The 15,912-nt window shown below is 54.6% G+C and carries 11 protein-coding genes; 7 read left to right on the top strand and 4 right to left on the bottom strand.

Translation table 11 applies throughout. From position 1 onward, the window contains the following. The first annotated feature begins 13 nt into the window (after positions 1 to 13). From HRQ63_RS05755 to HRQ63_RS05725, 7 genes are all read left to right on the top strand, one after another. The gene (locus tag HRQ63_RS05755; RefSeq protein WP_172240337.1) at positions 14 to 1,192 is read left to right on the top strand and encodes a serine hydrolase domain-containing protein; all 1,179 of its coding nucleotides are present in this window, start codon (positions 14 to 16) and stop codon (positions 1,190 to 1,192) included. Between the two features lie 7 nt (positions 1,193 to 1,199). Then, on the top strand, positions 1,200 to 2,210 hold the full coding sequence (locus HRQ63_RS05750) for a hypothetical protein (RefSeq protein WP_172240334.1): 1,011 nt from the start codon (positions 1,200 to 1,202) through the stop codon (positions 2,208 to 2,210). Positions 2,211 to 2,362: 152 nt separating this feature from the next. Further along, on the top strand, positions 2,363 to 3,367 hold the full coding sequence (locus tag HRQ63_RS05745) for a LacI family DNA-binding transcriptional regulator (RefSeq protein WP_172240331.1): 1,005 nt from the start codon (positions 2,363 to 2,365) through the stop codon (positions 3,365 to 3,367). 214 nt (positions 3,368 to 3,581) lie between these two features. Further along, positions 3,582 to 4,559 carry an ABC transporter permease gene (locus HRQ63_RS05740; protein ID WP_172240328.1) on the top strand — a complete coding sequence of 326 codons (978 nt, stop codon included), beginning with the start codon at positions 3,582 to 3,584 and terminating at the stop codon, positions 4,557 to 4,559. Positions 4,560 to 4,572: 13 nt separating this feature from the next. After that, positions 4,573 to 5,487, top strand: coding sequence for a carbohydrate ABC transporter permease (locus tag HRQ63_RS05735; RefSeq protein WP_172240325.1), 915 nt, complete (start codon positions 4,573 to 4,575; stop codon positions 5,485 to 5,487). Positions 5,488 to 5,559: 72 nt separating this feature from the next. Then, on the top strand, positions 5,560 to 7,200 hold the full coding sequence (locus HRQ63_RS05730; protein ID WP_172240320.1) for a type 2 periplasmic-binding domain-containing protein: 1,641 nt from the start codon (positions 5,560 to 5,562) through the stop codon (positions 7,198 to 7,200). A gap of 29 nt (positions 7,201 to 7,229) precedes the next feature. After that, positions 7,230 to 8,738 (top strand): glycoside hydrolase family 30 protein, encoded by a 1,509-nt coding sequence (locus HRQ63_RS05725; RefSeq protein WP_172240317.1) that lies wholly within the window; start codon positions 7,230 to 7,232, stop codon positions 8,736 to 8,738. A 193-nt stretch (positions 8,739 to 8,931) separates the two neighbouring features. On the opposite strand, the gene HRQ63_RS05720 is transcribed toward HRQ63_RS05725, so the two are convergent. From HRQ63_RS05720 to HRQ63_RS05705, 4 genes are all read right to left on the bottom strand, one after another. Then, positions 8,932 to 11,712, bottom strand: coding sequence for a cation-translocating P-type ATPase (locus tag HRQ63_RS05720; protein ID WP_172240314.1), 2,781 nt, complete (start codon positions 11,710 to 11,712; stop codon positions 8,932 to 8,934). Between the two features lie 339 nt (positions 11,713 to 12,051). Then, a complete protein-coding gene (locus tag HRQ63_RS05715; protein WP_172240311.1) occupies positions 12,052 to 12,882 on the bottom strand; it encodes a carbohydrate ABC transporter permease in 831 nt (276 codons plus the stop codon). Next, the gene (locus HRQ63_RS05710) at positions 12,882 to 13,754 is read right to left on the bottom strand and encodes a carbohydrate ABC transporter permease (RefSeq protein WP_172240308.1); all 873 of its coding nucleotides are present in this window, start codon (positions 13,752 to 13,754) and stop codon (positions 12,882 to 12,884) included. Before HRQ63_RS05710 ends, HRQ63_RS05715 begins: the two co-directional genes overlap by 1 nt. Positions 13,755 to 13,876: 122 nt before the next feature. Continuing rightward, a complete protein-coding gene (locus HRQ63_RS05705) occupies positions 13,877 to 15,214 on the bottom strand; it encodes an ABC transporter substrate-binding protein (protein WP_172240305.1) in 1,338 nt (445 codons plus the stop codon). Positions 15,215 to 15,912: the final 698 nt, after the last annotated feature.

Raw genomic sequence — 15,912 nt, 5'->3', positions numbered from 1 at the left:
GAGGACTTTCTTTATGGATGCCGTGAAGCATATGCTCGAAAACAACAAGAAAATCATCCGCTGGGCATCGCTGCCCGAGCATGCGCCGGCAATCGGTTGGATCGTGCGCGGAGAGAAATTTTATTGGACGCCGAATCGGAAGACGGCTCAAGACCAGTACGAGATCGGTTCCGTTACCAAAACGATGACTGCACTGCGTCTGGCAAAAGGAGAACAGGACGGATTATGGCAGGCCTCCGATCCGCTGGCAAAGCTGGTTCCCGAACTTGCGGACAGCGAGTTTGCGCGAACGGTCACGCTGCGGCAGTTGGCCACCCATACATCCGGCTTGACGAGGCTCGCGAAGAATCATGTAACGCTCTCGATGAAGCAGGATAAATCCAATCCCTACGCGGCCTATTCGGAAGAACATTTGCTTGAGGCGGTGCGGGCGGAAAAACTGCGCACGCAAGGCAAGCACGAGTACTCCAACTACGGTTACGGCCTGCTGGGATGGGCATTAAGCCGCGCTTCCGGCGTACCTGCATCTCAGGCTTTTCAGCAGGATTTCTTCGATGTTCTCGGCATGAACGACAGCGTCATGGCGATTCTCGGCGAAGAGGCGAGCGAGCGAAAAGAAGCGGAACCGGTTGCGGAATCTGTCGAGGCCGTTGCGGGCGGGGGAGCGGCAGTGCGTTCGTCCAAGACGCGGCATACCCATAAAAAAACGTCCCCGGCTTCCTCTTCCGATGCGACGATGCTTGCAGGTTATGCTCCCGGCGGCCGACAAATGCCGCATTGGGACTTCACCTCCGCAATGGCCGGAGCCGGGGCCGTGCGCTCGACGCTTCCGGATATGCTGACTTATCTGGAAGCGCAGCTCGGACAGCATCCGAATGCGGCAGAACTGGAACCGGCGCTGCTCGATTGCCAGCATGAACAAGCCTCCGTCGCGTTGTCCAAAGGCGTCGGAATCGGCTACGCGTGGATGCGTTCCATGCGTCAGGACGGAACCGTGACCCATTGGCATAACGGAGGCACGTACGGGTTCAGCAGCTACGCGGCGTTTAACCGGGATTTGCAATCCGGCTTCGTCGTGTTATCCAACCGCGGAGTCAGCTTTGCGGGCCAACTGAAGCAGATGTTCGGCTTCGGCGAGTTGGGTACGGATCAGGCGGCAAAGCTGGTGGGAGAAGCGCTGTTCAAGGCTTAAAAGAATCGTGCATACAAGGAATCGAACAGCCTCGGCGGCAGCCGGGGCATCATCCCTGTCTTTCGCGCCATCCGTATCCGCAGAAGCCTACGCGGCTTCGGTTCCGAATTTCAACGATCCGGCCAAAATGGAACTGGTTTATCTGCTCGATGCGTCGATCAGCTCCCAACAAAGATTTGCCCAATCGTCGGATAGCCCGCCATATTGGGCACTTGCCGCCGCCCAGAACAAAGCGCTTAAAGCGCTGTCCGATCCTTCGTCTCCTGCCTCGGATCTGTTCTCGGCCCGGCAGCAGCTGCAGAACGCTCTATGGGATTACGATTACCGTTACGTGCGCGACCTAAACGAGACCCGAATCGTGATGGGACGGTTGGGGAATTGGATTTATTCGTCTTATCCGTCTTCCGATCCTTCGTACTTGACTCCATGGGAAAAAGGCGTCGTCGATTTGATCGACGAAACGTACGCGTATATGGCGGGACTCGGAAACAGCCGGAGCGAAGCGGTGAAGGCCTACCAATATTTCAATTTCAAATTGTCCGCCTTGTCTGATTTGGAGACGCCGGACATCAACCGATACGCGTCTTCACTGGCTTCCGCGCAGGCCCGCATCGCCGCTCCGCTGGCTCAACTCGGGCAATACGGCGTGAACATGGATGCGAGGGTGAACGATTTCGACCGCGCGTCCGCCTTTATGCAGGCTCTGCTGAACAACGGTCCGTATAACGATGCGGTGTATACGGCAGCGATGCATGACGTGAATCTGTACGCAAGTACTATCGTGAATTCCGAAGAGCTGGCTCGCGCGATCAAGCGCGCGCAGAACATGGTGGATACGTCGCCTCGCGGCATCCGTTCCGGCGAATATCCGGCTTCCGCCTTCGGGGCCTTGAACCGGGCGATCAATCATGCCCAGAGGGTGTTGGAAACGGCTGCCTCCGCGGAAGAGATCAAGAATGAATCGTACGAACTTAATTTCGTAGCGACCGAAAAGTTCGAACAAAGCGTCAAACCTTAAGCCCGGACCCGAATTTTCCGGCCTGAAACCGAGAAGCTCTGCCATTCGGCAAAGCTTCTTTTTTCGGCGTTTGAAATTTGTGCTTGCCCCGACGGTATCCATATGCTATTTTTAAATTCATAAAAACGTTTTTATAAAAAGGAACAAAAATTATGGCTAAAATTACGATTCGGGATGTCGCAAGAGAAGCCGGAGTGTCGATTTCCACCGTGTCGAACGCGCTCAACGACGTGGACGTCCTCAATCCGGCGACGAAGCAGCATGTGCTCGAGGTGGCGGAACGGCTCAATTACGTACCGAATCTCAATGGCAAGATGCTGAAATCAGGCAAGACGATGATGCTCGGTTTTTTCACGACAAGCGTATCGGGTCCTTATTTCTACAAGCTGATCGAGACGATGTCGAGGCAGTGCGAACGGCACGGCTACGGGCTGAACGTTTTCGTAACCAAAGACAAACAAGTCATCATGAGCAACATCCTCGGTCGGCGCGTCGACGGGGTGATCATTTACGAAGAACTGAAGATCGACGAACACGACATCGAGATTATGCAAAAAGACAAGATCAAAGCGGTGTTTCTGGATCGGGCATTCAGCAACGACACAATGGGCAGCGTCACGTTCGATTCCTACGCGGCGGGGTATGAAGCGGCCAAATACCTGATCGGACTGGGACACAAGCGGATCGCGTACATCTCCGGCGTGGACACCATGTTCGACAGCGTGCGGCGAAGAGACGGTTATCTGGCGGCGCTGAAGGAGTACGGTTTGCCGTTCGACGGCGATTACGTGATCCAAGGATACTTCGAAGAAGACAGTACGTTTAACGCGATCAAAGCTTTTATCCGAATGCATGCGAGCAAGCTGCCGACTGCATTCCTCGCGGGCAACGATCTGAGCGCCATGGGCTGTATTCAAGCGTTAAAAGCGCACGGTTACGAAGTTCCGGGAGACGTCAGCGTGGTCGGTTTCGACGATATCGACATCGCGCAGTATTTCTCGCCGCCGCTGACGACCGTCCGAAATCCCATCGCCCGCCAGGCGATTCTGACCGTCGACCATCTGGTGCGCATGATTCAGGGCAAAGAAGAAGGGCAGAGCCAGACGTTGACCGGCGAGCTGATCGTCCGTGCTTCCAGCCATGTTCCGGTCGATTGAAAGGCGAAAGGACGGTTTTCGGTCGGGACAAAGCGCAATTCGCCGCTGTCGTTCCGACGGTTCTTTTAACACGAAAATGTAACCGTTCGCATTCGAAAAAGTAAGCGCTCTATCGAACAGGTTCGAAAAGGAGATGATTTCTCGAAAGGATTTTTTTGCAAACTAATAAAAACGTTTTAATTAAATTGACAAGCAAACGAAAGGAGCCACTCAGATGGCCAAATCCGCGCTGACCTCACCTGATCAACCCACGAACGACAAGCCGTCGATCGGACAGCGGGTCAAAAGCTTCGCGATCGATTACTTCCGACAATGGCAACTTCAGACGATGGTCATTCCCGGCATCCTGTTCATGATCGTTTTTTGCTTCGTGCCGATCTACGGTCTGACCATTGCTTTTAAAAGCTATACCGTGATCGATACGCTGGACAGCGCGCCGTGGGTAGGACTGGAAAACTTCCGCATTATCCTGTCGGATCGCTACTTCTGGGATTCCGTCGTCAACACGCTCGCAATCAGCTTCCTCAAGCTCGGCATCGGATTCATTCTGCCGATCGTATTGGCGATCATGATCTACGAAGTCCGTTATAACCGGTTCAAGAAGTTCGTCCAGACCGTCTCCTACCTGCCGCACTTCCTGTCTTGGATCGTGCTCGGCGGGATGATGATCACCTGGTTTTCCACGACGGGGCTGTTCAACCAGCTGCTGCTCGACCTCGGGCTGATCTCCAACGCGCAGAACATTTTGCTCGACGCGAATAAATATTGGTGGATCGCCACCCTGTCGGATATCTGGAAAGAATCGGGCTGGGGCACGATTTTGTATCTCGCCATCATGGCCAAGATCGACCCGACGTATTACGAAGCGGCGAAGATCGACGGGGCGGGCCGGCTCCGGCAGATCTGGAATATCACGCTGCCGAACATGAAGATGATCATCAGCCTGAACTTGATCTTGACGATCAGCGGCCTGCTCGGTTCGAACCTCGACCAGACGCTGGTATTGATGAATTCGCAAAACCGGGAAAAAGCCGAAGTCATCAACTCGTACGTGTACCGCATGGGCTTGGCGCAAGGCGATTTCTCGTACGCGACGGCCGTCGGGCTCGGCGTCTCGATCGTATCCGTCATTTTGCTGCTGACCGCGAACAAAGTGACGAGCAAAATGAACGATAACCAATCTGTGCTGTAGGGAGGACGAACGTATGGGCTTGTTAACCAAACCGAGCGGCATCAAGCCGACCCGGATCAAAGGAGGGCTGGACAACCGGGTCTTCGACACGGTCAATATGACGCTGCTTTTGCTGTTCACGGTCGCGATCGTCGTTCCGCTGTGGAACGTGCTCGTATCGTCGTTCAGCTCCGGGCAGTCGCTCGCGCAAGGCGGATTCGTGTTTTGGCCGACGGAATTTTCGCTGGAAAATTACCGCGCGGTATTCCGGGACGCGGGCATCTGGCAGGCGTTCTTCATCTCCGTATCCAAAACGGTCGTCGGCGTCTCCACGCACGTCTTTTTCTGCGCGATGGTCGCTTACGGTCTGAGTAAAAAATACTTAAGAGGTCGCAGATTGTACGTGGCGATGGGCGTCATCACGATGTTCTTTTCCGGCGGCATGATCCCCACGTACCTGCTCATCAAATCGCTCGGACTGCTGAACAGCTTCTGGGTATACATCATTCCGGCGCTGTTCAGCTATTACGATGTCGTGATTCTGATGAACTTTTTCCGCAACGTGCCCGACGCGCTGGAAGAATCGGCGAAGATCGACGGAGCGGGCGATTGGCGCGTATTCCTCAGTTTGTTCATCCCGCTTTCGATGCCGGCGCTGGCGACGATCGCGCTGTTTAACGGGGTCGGCCAATGGAACGATTTCATGACGACCAAGCTGTATATCACCGATCAATCGTTATACCCGCTGCAAATGATGCTGTACGAGATCATCGTGCAGTCGCAAACGCAGTCCATGCAGAACATCGGCGGTTCGGTAGTCATCGAGACGACGACCAAAGGGGTTCAGCTTGCGACGATCGTGATCACCACGCTGCCGATCTTGGCGATTTATCCGCTGCTGCAACGGTACTTTATTTCCGGCATGATGCTGGGCGCGGTCAAAGAGTAAGCAGCGGCATGATCGATCGGTCAAAACCATATTTACGGGTAAGATCATTCATACGAATCGGAGGGGTTAAATATGCAAGGGAATAAAAACGTTTTAAGAAAATCGGCTTGGAAATGGGGCGCGGGCGTGCTGGCGACGGCGCTGATGCTGACCGGATGCGGTGGCGGTTCGGACAACGAAGCCGCGGCTCCGGTATCGCTGGAAGGCCGTTACGAACTTGATCCCGAGACGCCGGCCTGGCAGTCGGACAAAAAAGCCGAATCCACGACGCTCACTTGGTACGTCAACGCGGATTGGTGGAACACGGACTTCGGCAAAGACTTGGTCACGAAAAAGATCAAGGAAGACCTCAACATCGATATCAAGTTCATCACGGGCGACGATACGAAGCTGAATACCTTTTTCGCCGGCGGCGACATGCCCGATCTGATCACGGTGTTCGACTCCAACTCCGCGGTAGCGCAAAAAGCCGCGACCTGGGCGCTTCCGCTGAACGATCTGGCGGAGCAGTACGATCCGTATTTCAACAAAGTGGCCGCTGCCGACACGTTGAATTGGTTCCAGCTCAAAGACGGCAAAACGTACGGGTACCCGAACTATTCCAATACGCAGGCCGATTACGACAGCGGAGAGATTCCGGCGAAAACGGCATTCGTGATCCGCAAAGACGTATACGAAGCGCTCGGCAGCCCGGAGATCGGTACGCCGGAGCAGTTCGTTCAAGTGATGGGAGAGATCAAGCAGCAATTCCCGGATCTGATTCCGTTCGGGTTCAACTCGATCGGAGAAGGCACGGGTTCGCTCGGCGACACGCTTCAGGATTTCCTCGGCGTGCCGCTGCAAACGGAAGACGGACAATTTTACGACCGCAACCTGGACGAGGATTATCTGACTTGGATCAAAACGTTGAACGAAGCTTATCGTGCCGGAGACTTGAGCGACGATAGCTTCGCGGACGACGGGACGGCGTTCGAAGAAAAAGTGAAAGTCGGCAAATACGCGGCGATGCTGCTCGACGGAACGCCTCAGCAAAGCGGCAATCTGCAAATCTTCATGACGGCGAATCCCGACAAAGCGTACATGGCGATCGACGGACCGCAAAGCACCAAAGGCAACGAACCGACGCTGAACCAATCCGGCATTACCGGCTGGATGGCGACCTACGTGACCAAAAAAGCACAGGACCCGGCCAAAGCGATCCAAATCTATACGTATCTGCTGAGCGAAGAAGGGCAAATGCTGATGAACTACGGGATCGAAGGCGAAACGTACGAGAAAACGGCCGACGGCAAAATCGAACTGCTGCCGGAAATCAAAAAGCTGCAAAAAGACGATGCCGACCGCTATAAAAAAGACTACCGGATGGGCGAGTTCATGTTCTTCGGCCACGACAAGCACAAAGCATTGAGCGATGACGCGTTCCCGGAATCCGTCAAGCAAATGCAAGAGTGGGGCGAAGGCAAGCTGGTTCCGCACTTCCTGCTCGAAAACATCAACCCGGATCAAGGTACCGCCGAAGCGCGCGCGTTGACGGCGATCAATACCAAATGGAACACCACGCTGGTCAGCATGATCCGCGCGAAAGACGATGCGACATTCGACGCCGTATTGAACGAATACCGGTCTTTCCTGGAGCAAAACCGCTGGGCCGACATCGTGAAGATTCGCAGCGAAAAGATGGCGGCGAACAAAGAAAAGCTGGGTCTTGAATAAAAATCGACACCGAGACTGGAGGAATCGAGATGTCCGAATGGACGATTTACCGTTCGCGGGGCGAGCATGAATTATTCCGCGAGCTGAACTTGGACGAACTTCGCGGCAGCGAACAGGAGGTAACGAACAAAACGGCAGCCGTCAGCGACGGACAACCGCCGAATGACGAACGTGCAGATGTTCCGGCGGCGACAGCAAACGCGCAAGGTGCGCCGTCTCAAGCCGAAATCGCCGTCACGCTGGATTTCTCCGAACGCGGACAGCAAATGAAGGGATTCGGCGCTTCTTTTACCGATTCGGCGGCGTATTTGATCCATCAAGTATTGGACGAAAAGATACGCGAAGATTTGATGGTCAAACTGTTCGACGCGGAAAAAGGCATCGGCTTGTCGGTACTGCGCAATCCGATGGGCGCTTCGGATTACGCGCGCAGCATCTACAGTTACGACGATCTGCCGGAAGGCGACAGCGACCCGCAGCTTGAGCGATTTTCGATCGCGCACGACGAAGCGGACGTGATTCCGCTGACGCAAAAAGCGCTGGAACTGAATCCGGAGCTTATATTGATGGCCTCGCCGTGGAGCGCGCCGGGCTGGATGAAAACAAGCGGTTCGATGCTGGGCGGTCGGCTGAAGCCGGAATATCGCGAAGCGTTCGCCAACTATTTCGTCCGCTACATTCAGGCGTATGCCGCGCATGGTCTGCCGGTCTACGCGGTGACGCCGCAGAACGAAGCATTGTACGAGCCGCTGCATTATCCGAGCATGCTGATGCCGGCCGACGAGCAGACGGTATGGATTCGAGACCATCTCAAGCCTGCATTCGAGCGCGCGGGAATCCGTACGAAAATTTTATGCTACGACCATAACTGGGACCGACCCGATTATCCGCTCGAAGTGCTGGAAGGGGCGGGAGATGCGGTAGACGGCGTGGCTTGGCATTGGTACGGAGGCCATGCTTCGGCGCAATCCGACGTATTGAAAGCAGCACCCGGAAAAGAAGTCCATTTCACCGAAGGCTCCGGCGGCGAATGGATTCCTCCGTTCGAGCAGGCTTTTTCGAACGCGCTGCGCACGGGCATCGATATTTTGCGGCATAACAGCCAATCGTTGGTGCTGTGGAACATGGCGCTCGACGAGCACAACGGCCCGACGGTGCCGGGCTTCGGCAAAAGCACCTGCCGAGGCATCGTGCAGGTGAACCAAGCGACCGGGGAACTGACGTATACGCTCGATTATTACGCGTTGGCGCATTTCAGCAAAGTCATTCGCCCCGGGGCCGTGCGGATCAGCTCATCCTGCACGGCGGAAGAAATTCGCTCCGTCGCGTTCGAGAACCGTGACGGTTCGATCGCCGTCGTTTTGTTCAACGACGGGGAAGGGAGTCGGCAGATTTCGCTGGAATGGAGCGGAATGATGCCGACCGGGGAAAAAGAATCCGAGCCGGCATCTCTATCTACCCAGCATGGCGAAGGCCGCGAGATCAGCTTCAAGGTTGAAGCCAAAAGCGCGGTATCGTTGCTATACGCGGCGAAATAAGGCAAACTAACACAAGAAAAGAAAGAGCCCTTTCGACGTCGAAAGGGTTCTTTCTTCGTTAATTATCGCATGTATCGCAAATTATCGCATGCGCCGTACAAAATTCACCGTACACATCCATCATTCAAATACGATTAATGACGCATCTACATATGTCGCGAAGCGACTCTAATGCTCAAATTTTACCCTATGATCACGCAGCCTGCTTTTCTTCCTGCTCGTTTTCTCTTGCCGCTTTTTTATCGCTTGCGCGGATAAAGAACTTGATGAATTCAACCAGCGGAATAATCGCGATCGCCGCTGCAAGAGCAATAGCCCACTGGCTCAGGCCGAGAGGCACGAGGCCGAAGAACGGATGCATGAATTCGGGAATCGAGATGCCCAGCAGCAGCGCGCCGGAGACCAGTACGGCCCAATTCAGGTACTTATTCGAGAAGAAGCCCAGCTTGAACACCGAGCCGGTAGCCGAACGCGCATTGTACGCGTGCGTCAGCTGAATCGCGCCGAGTGCGATAAAGGCCATGCTGATCGCTTCTTCCGAAGAATACTGATAGATTCCCCAAGCGAACACTGCCAGTACTAATAGGGCTTGCAAAGCGCCTTGGTACAGAATCCGGATACCCAACCCGTCGGCAAACACGCTCTGATCGGGCTTGCGGGGTTTCTTTTTCATCTCGTCGCCTTCGGATTTTTCCATGCCGAGGGCAAGACCCGGAAGCGTGTCGACCAGGTTGATCCACAGAATCTGAATCGGGGTCAGGATGCTCCAGCCGATGCTGGTCGCGACGAAGATCGTCGTGACCTGACTGAAATTGGCCGACAGCAGGAACTGGATGGATTTGCGGATATTGCTGAACACTTTCCGTCCTTCTTCGACGGCAACCACGATCGTGCCGAAGTTGTCGTCGGTCAGCACCATCTTCGACGCGTTTTTGGCGGCGTCCGTGCCCGATATGCCCATGCCGACGCCGATATCCGACGCTTTGAGCGCAGGCGCGTCGTTGACGCCGTCTCCCGTCATGGCGACGACTTTGCCTTTCTTTTTCCAGGCTTTGACGATCCGGACTTTATGCTCCGGCGATACGCGGGCATACACGGAGTAATGATCGACGTTCTGCTCGAATTCCTCGTCGGAAATTTTATCGAGCTCCGCGCCGGTCAGCACTTCGTCGTCGCCTTGCAAAATATCCAATTGCCTGGCGATCGCGGCGGCCGTGCTGCCATGGTCGCCGGTGATCATGATCGGCCGGATTCCCGCTTCGCGGGCGACCCGAACGGCTTCGACCGCGTTTTCGCGCGGCGGGTCGATCATGCCGACAAGTCCGAGGAAGATCAATTCCGATTCGAACTTTTCCGGATCGGATTCGTCGGGAAGTTCACCGCTTTCGCGATAAGCGAAAGCGAGCACCCGCAGCGCGTCGTCCGCCATTTCTTTGTTGGCTTCGCGTATTTGTTCCCGGTGTTCGTCGGTCATCTCTTCCACGGCATCGCCATGGATCTTCGTGCATCGCTCGAGCAAAACGTCCGGCGCGCCTTTGACCATCAGACGGTAGCCGTCGTCATGGATCTTATGCGCGGTCGTCATCAGCTTGCGCGTGGAATCGAAAGGAATTTCGCCTTCGCGCGGATATTGCTGTTCCAATTCTTTTCGCGGAGAACCGAGCTCCGCGGCGAAGCGGGCCAGTCCGATATCGGTCGGATCGCCGATATCGCGGTTTTCCTTGTTTTCGCCGTCTTGTTCGTCGTTGTCGTCGTCTGCCGAATTCAGCTCGGCATCGTTGCACAAGGACAACACTTGGGTAAACACGGATTTCGCGTTTTCATTGCCGGTGTCCGCCTGCAGGCCGTCTTCCGATTGTTCGTCCTGTTTGTCGGGATGATCCGAATCGCCGGAAACGTCGACGGACTGCCCGTTCACGAAGTAACGCTGGACGGTCATGCGGTTTTGGGTCAAAGTCCCCGTTTTGTCGGAACAGATCACTTGGGTACTGCCCAGCGTCTCGATTGCCGGCAGTTTGCGGATGATCGCTTTGCGTCCCGCCATGCGTTTGACGCCCACGGCGAGAATGATGGTTACGACGGCGGGGAGCCCTTCGGGAATCGCGGAAACGGCGACGGATATGGTCGTCATGAACATTTCGAGCAAATCCCGTCCTTGCAGCCATCCGATTACGAATAACGCGGCAGCCGCCCCGATCGCGAGCACGGTCAGGTATTTGCCCATTTGATCCAACCGTTTTTGCAAAGGCGTTTTTTCGCGGCTGTCTTCGTTGAGATGACCCGCGATGCCGCCGACTTCCGTATTCATGCCGGTCGCGATTACGACGCCTTCCCCGCGGCCGCCCGACACGATGCTGCTCATATACCCGAGATTGACGCGATCGCCGACGACCAGATCTTCTTCGTCGAGCGGCTCCGTCTGTTTGTCTACGGGCAGAGACTCGCCGGTCAGCGCCGATTCGTCGATCTGCAAGGAACTGGCTTTGATCAGCCTCAGGTCGGCAGGAACCACATCGCCGGATTCCAGCAGCACGATATCGCCGGGAACCAGATCCGCGCTTTCGATGTTTTTCGTTTCGCCGCCGCGCCGCACGTTGGCATGCGGGGAAGACATCTCCTGAAGCGCTTCAAGCGCGGCTTCGGCTTTGCTTTCCTGGATCAAACCGAGCGCGACGATGACTCCGACCACGACCAGAATCACGATGCCGTCGATGTACTCGCCGAGCGCGATCGAAATGCCTGCCGCCGCGATCAACACGATGATCATGACGCTTTTCAACTGCTCGAGCAGCTTTCCCCAAAAACCTGTTTTTTGACCTTCTTCCAGCATGTTCGGGCCGTGCTTTTCCAGACGGCCGGAAGCTTCTTCCGGGCTCAAACCGCGTTCGCCGCTATCCAAATGATCGAGCGTATCTTCGCTTCCCATCATGTGATAGGGTTGAGGCGGTTTTTGTTGTTGATTGGCTTTGGCCAATCCGATCACCTTCCTTCCGGTTGCGAATATTTGTCCGATGCTTTCTTTATTTCTATAACCAAAAGTAAGCCCGGTTTTTGGGTGCTCGGTCCGTTTTCAAGGTTTGGTCACTTTCTGTTCGCGTACTTTTGCGGAGGTGAAGAGGATGCTAATATGTAGAGTTTGTTCATGGAAAGAAAGCGGCGCGGTACATAAAAAAATTCATTTATTTTTTTCGAAGCGCGAGGTTTGCGCGATTCGAAGCGCGATCATAGGTATCTACAGACATATGAAGAATATAATGAAGCAAAAAAAAGGATTCCGGGAAAACCCGGAATCCTTTTTTCGATCACAACGCGATCAGCCTTTCACGGCGCCGGCCGTCAGACCGCTTACGATGTACTTTTGGCAGAACAGATACAGGATGAATACCGGCAGCGAGGTGAGCACCAGATCGGCGAAGATCAGGTTCCAGTCGCGGCTGAATTTTCCGTAGAAGTTGTAGACCGAGAGCGGCATCGTCCAGTCCGAGCTGTCCGTCAGGAAGTACAGCGGAATGGTGATATCGTTCCATACCGACATGAACACCATGATCGCCACCGTCGCGTTAACCGGAAGAATCAGCGGCGTGACGATTTTGAAAAAGACGCTGAGCGTGCCCGCGCCTTCGAGGAAGGCCACTTCATCCAGCGCTTTCGGAATCGAGCGGATAAAGCCGCTGTACAGGAAGACGCTGAATGCGGTGTTAAGCGACGCGTAGATCAGAATAACGCTCGTGATGCTGCCGTAGAAGCCGAACCATTGCACGACGCGAATCGTGGTAATCGTCGACATCGGCGCGATCAGGCCCATGAAGAAGAACATGTACAGGATATTCGACAGCTTCGTATCGCGCCGGGTCAGAATGAAAGCGGCGGCGGACGACGTGAAGATGTTGACGATACACGACACGCCCGTGATCAGGATGCCGTTCCAGAACGCGCGGGCCAATCCGCCTTCTTTGAATACCGTGACATAGTTGGAAAAATGCCATTCGGTCGGTAAACGAAGCGAGAACTTCATGACTTCGATATTGTTCATGAAACTGCCGAAGATCATGACCAGCATCGGCAAAATGATAATCAGCGACATGAGAATCAGAAAGCCTTCGACGAGGTAATTCCTCCAGGCCATTTTACGCGTATAGTTCATTATTCGGATACCTCCTTGCGGCGCATGAAGATGAGCAGCGGAATCGCGATGACCGTAACGGCCGCGAACAGCAGCGTGTTGACCGCCGTACCGAGGCCCCAACTGCCTTCGCCGAACGAACGCAGGATGATCGTGCCGACGACCTGCGAAGCGTTGCCCGGTCCGCCGCCGGTAAGCACGAACACTTCGGAGAAGACTTTGAGCCCGCCGATCAGCGTCAGCATCAGATTGATGTTGAGCGCAGGGAGCAGAAGAGGGAGCGTGATGCTGCGGAAGCTTCTCCAAGCGCCGGCGCCGTCGATCGTGGCGGCTTCATAATAATCTTTCGAGATCGATTGCAAACCTGCCAGATAGATCGCCATTTGGAAGCCCGCATGCTGCCAGATCGAGATCGCGGCCACGGTGAAAATAACGATCTGCGGATCGGTCAGCCATCGCTGCGCGAGAAAGTCCAGCCCGACCGATTCGAAAATGCGGTTGATCGTGCCTTCGGAGCGCAGCATCGGCGTGAACACGATACTGATTACCAGCACGCTCAGAATAGAAGGGGAATAGAAAATGGCCCGAAGAATATTGCGCGATTTCAATCGCATATTCAAGCCGACCGCCAGAGCCAGCCCGATCAGGTTTTTGCCGATAACGGTCACGACCGCGAAGATCAGCGTGTTTTTAATCGCAAGAAGCAGCGTTTTATCCGTGAAAATGCGTTCGAAGTTGTCCCAACCGATAAAGTTAAGCCCCACCCGGTCCAACCGCCAGTCCGTGAAAGAATAGAACAGGCCGATGATGGCGGGAACGACGAAGAAGACGGAGTAGACCAGCAAAGCCGGCCAAATCAGGTAGTACGAGTATAGTTTTCTCGATATTTTCATCTTTTCACACTCCATATGCGCGCGGCGGAACAGGGGTACGATCAGAGTCGACCCCCGTCCCGGCGGACGCCTTTATTCAGAAAGTCCGGGTTTGATGGATTTGCTGCTTGCGATGATTGGGCTTAGAAGCCTTCGACCTCTTTGTCTTTCATCAACTGCGCGAATTTCTCGTCCCAAGCCGTCAGCACGCCTTGAGCGTCAAGGCCGCCCGCGAATTCGTCTTGAAGCAAACGGTACAGTTCGCTGCGGTCGACCAGCATATGCGCATCTACCGTCAGCACCGTTTTCTTCGGCGTGATGTAGTTGTCGACGATCTCCTGCTTGTACTCCGGCAGCTCCGGCGTGGTCACGTCGCTGAAGATCGAGACGTATTTTTGCTTGTCGACGATCGGCTGCGCCACGTCTTTGCGTGCTACGTAGTCGAGGAATTTCTTCGCTTCGGCCATATGTTTGGCTTTTTTCGGAATGAACAATTGTCCGCCCAGCGGGCTGGCACCAAGCTTGGCATCCTGCGTGTACGGAATCGGGAACAGGCCGAGGCGCATGTTCGGATCGTTTTCCGCCACGTTCTGGATCAGCCAGTCGCCCATGAACATCATCGCGACTTCTTTGTTCAGGAATTTGCCCACGGCCATATCGTAGCTGTCGCTCAGCAGATCGCCGTTGGTGTAGCCTTTTTCGTACACTTCGTATTGCTGCTGCAGAATGTCCGCGAAAGCCGGTACATCCGACCATTTTTTCTGGTTGGAATTGATTTTCTCGAACAAGTCCGGCTCGTTCTTGTCCGCGTAATCCGCGAAAGCCGCCGCCGGCCACACGTTCGCCGCCCAGTTATCTTTGTAAGGCATGAATACGGGCGTGATGCCCGCGGCCTTGATCTTCTCGCACACCGCGAGGAACTCTTCGAAGTTGTTCGGAATGCTCAGGCCCAGCTCGTCGAAAATGTCTTTGTTGTACACGACGCCCTGCATCCCGGTGTCTTGGCTGACGTGGAAACTGTAGACGTGTCCGTAAGCGGACAATACTTCCTTGTTCTCCAAACGGCTCACCCAAGGCTCATCGTCGAGAATCTCGAAGTTGCGCTCCAGATTCAGGTCCGTCGTCGCGCTCGCGAGGTTGTACTGAATGATATCCGGCGTCTCGTCGACCGCCAGCTTCGTTTGCAGTACCGTCGCCGTTTGCTCGGCCGGAAGGAGCTGCAAGTTGACCTTGATTCCGGTTTCTTTTTCGAACGCGTCGAGCAGATCCTGCTGCACGAACGCCGAATCCTGCGAACTTTTCGAGATCGCAAGCTCGATCGTCGTTCCGCTTCCTCCGCTGCTGCTGCCCGTATCGCCTCCGCCACCGCCTGCTGCCGTAGAAGCGCCTGGCGAAGCGTTGCCTCCGCCGCAAGCCGCCAACGATACCGCTACCAACCCGCCCAGCAATCCTGCCGCAATCTTTCTTGTCTTTTGCTTCATGTTATCGCCCCCTGTGAATGTTGAACCTGAACTGTCCTCGTCTTGAATCCGCTTTCATGTTTAGATTATAGAGGGTGGGGCGGAGAGGGTACATGGCTGTGATTTACTCTTTAGGGGTAATATCCTGAACAACGCTCGAAGGTTAAGAATACCGGATTGATACAATCCGGTATTCTTAATCTGCGTAGTTCGAGCGAAAAGGTCTTAAAGGTTTTAAAAAAACGCTCATAAATACGAGCGCCCTCCAGCAAACAATGAGGTAGCGTGAAAGGAAAAAGAAGCCGCGAAGCCTTCGCCTTTCACGCCGAAACTCTCGTTCGCAGCACGACCTTACTTGCTTCTCATCCTCGAAGCAAGCCTTTCCAGTCCTCCGCTCCACCATTTCTACCCCATCCTCAGCCTCTAAACGAAAAAAAGTCCAACCTTCGAAAAAAAGCTCGAAAAAACAAGAAGAATTAACCGGTTTTCATCTGGGGCAGCCTAGGGCGTGTCTTCAAACCTGCCAATGTGCATCTTTTGCCGCCTTTTCGTCCTCCGCCGCGTCACTTTCTCTTGACGTGCCCCGGCACGACTGCGAAAAAGTTCCTTGCTGAGAACGAAAATTCGACCAAATCTGCTGCCATTGAGGTTTGAAGACACGCCCTAATCCCCGACCCTTGTCGATTTTTCGTTTTGGTTGTACAGTATGAACATCAACA

The organism is Saccharibacillus endophyticus, assembly GCF_013185185.1.
In the GTDB taxonomy this organism is placed as follows: Bacteria; Bacillota; Bacilli; order Paenibacillales; family Paenibacillaceae; genus Saccharibacillus; species Saccharibacillus endophyticus.
Note: the sequence above shows the minus strand (reverse complement) of the source record. Positions and strands in the feature narration are given on the sequence as shown.

Excerpts from the sequence above, each read along its gene's own strand:
- HRQ63_RS05715 (WP_172240311.1), bottom strand. The coding sequence starts at position 12,882 with ATGAACTATACGCGTAAAATGGCCTGGAGGAATTACCTCGTCGAAGGC.
- HRQ63_RS05755 (WP_172240337.1), top strand. The coding sequence starts at position 14 with ATGGATGCCGTGAAGCATATGCTCGAAAACAACAAGAAAATCATCCGC.
- HRQ63_RS05740 (WP_172240328.1), top strand. The coding sequence starts at position 3,582 with ATGGCCAAATCCGCGCTGACCTCACCTGATCAACCCACGAACGACAAG.
- HRQ63_RS05735 (WP_172240325.1), top strand. The coding sequence starts at position 4,573 with ATGGGCTTGTTAACCAAACCGAGCGGCATCAAGCCGACCCGGATCAAA.
- HRQ63_RS05745 (WP_172240331.1), top strand. The coding sequence starts at position 2,363 with ATGGCTAAAATTACGATTCGGGATGTCGCAAGAGAAGCCGGAGTGTCG.
- HRQ63_RS05725 (WP_172240317.1), top strand. The coding sequence starts at position 7,230 with ATGTCCGAATGGACGATTTACCGTTCGCGGGGCGAGCATGAATTATTC.
- HRQ63_RS05710 (WP_172240308.1), bottom strand. The coding sequence starts at position 13,754 with ATGAAAATATCGAGAAAACTATACTCGTACTACCTGATTTGGCCGGCT.
- HRQ63_RS05730 (WP_172240320.1), top strand. The coding sequence starts at position 5,560 with ATGCAAGGGAATAAAAACGTTTTAAGAAAATCGGCTTGGAAATGGGGC.
- HRQ63_RS05705 (WP_172240305.1), bottom strand. The coding sequence starts at position 15,214 with ATGAAGCAAAAGACAAGAAAGATTGCGGCAGGATTGCTGGGCGGGTTG.